1 protein-coding gene is annotated in these 1,478 nt (G+C 51.4%); it reads right to left on the reverse strand.

The window, feature by feature from the left end; all coding sequences use genetic code 11:
* The coding region (locus OH455_RS23135; RefSeq protein WP_269982929.1) for a hypothetical protein at positions 1–1,478 on the reverse strand (1,478 nt) is incomplete at both ends.

Below are 1,478 nucleotides of genomic sequence, written 5' to 3' on the forward strand. Positions count from 1 at the left end.
GTATTCATCTGCGGCACTGCGGTTAAAGTCTGGCTCTTTGCCCCATACTGAATGGCGCAGCCAGGTTTCCAGCGGGGTTTGTTTGGTCAGCAATAGCAGTATGGTTACTGCTGCATACAAAGCCGCGCCCCAGAAGTTAATGGCTAACATCCAACCTTGTAATACTTCACCGACAAATATCAGGCCTAAACGAGTTCTTAGCGAGTTAACGACCAATCCACCCCAACTCACCATCTGGATTCCGAGTGCACCAGCTTTAGCAACCAACAACAGTGTTTGCGACGAACTTTTTGATGCTGATAAATCCTCGACGACTTGCCAGCCTTCTAGACCCGCGGCGAGCACCCCCGCAGCGCCAGCAATCAGCGAGTGGGCAATATAGCGCTCCACGTTAAGCATATCCGCAATCTTAAAAGCGCTTTTTGCCGCTTTTATCTGTTTGAGAGAGGTGGTCATTAGGTCACTATTAGACTGAATTTTACTCAGTGATAGCCCTTTTAGCACTGCACCTGTGTTATTAACAAACCACGCGATACTGTAACCTACGGTGGTTTGTTGGCGACGCGTATCCGGGTAAGGAGCCGACTTTTCCATCTCTTGCAGAGTTTGTATTTGTGAGGCGATATTAATGAGGTTGAGGGACGCCACCACCAAATCTGTGCCGCCAAGGCGCTCAAAGGCATGGCTGATCGAGCTCGCGGCGTTGCTGAAAGTGTATTTGCCCACGGTTTGGCTCCGATATTCGCTGAATACCGATGGGATAGATTCCACATAGCGGCTGATCTGTTTGTTTATCTGACGTAACGACTTCGACATTCGGCGATAGTCTGGCGAGTCAGCAGGGAGCTTGGACAAGGCTATATTGGCACTGTGCGCTTCCATTAACAACTGGTGGTAACGGCCATTGGCCGCTTGGGTTTGAGCGCTAAGGCCCTGGTTAAGAAACACCTTACCCTGACTCAACTGAGCTTGCCCCCACAGCGACATCGCCATGGCGCGCCGCGCCGACAAACCCGGCAGTTTCATCACGCGGTTAATAATACGAAAGCGCAGCATTTGCAGGCTGCGCACCGCTTTATCCCCTTGGTCTTTGACCGCCTGTGTGGCCTGATTGATTTGTCTTTCAAGGGGGATAAGTAAGCTCTTTGTCGCCGTAAACAAGGCCGAATTGGGGTCGCTGAACCCAATTACATCGTTAAACGCCGAGATAAACCCGCTGAGCGGGATACGCGTTTGACCAGTAAAGTCAGAAAAGGTCACGCCCTTGAGCAGTTGATCGGTGGCGGCATAAATCTCCGACGAGAAACCGTACACAGCCAAGCCTAATAAGTTATTCGGTTCGGTGAGCAATTCATCGATGCTGTCGCTCAACTCGGGCACCTGTTGGGCACTCAATTCGAGTTCATTGAGTACCGCATCCATCAGGGTGCTTAGCACTAGGTGGTGGGCATGCTCACCGACGTCGAGACCAAAGCGCT

The organism is Vibrio sp. T11.5 (assembly GCF_027587155.1).
In the GTDB taxonomy this organism is placed as follows: domain Bacteria; phylum Pseudomonadota; class Gammaproteobacteria; order Enterobacterales; family Vibrionaceae; genus Vibrio; species Vibrio neptunius.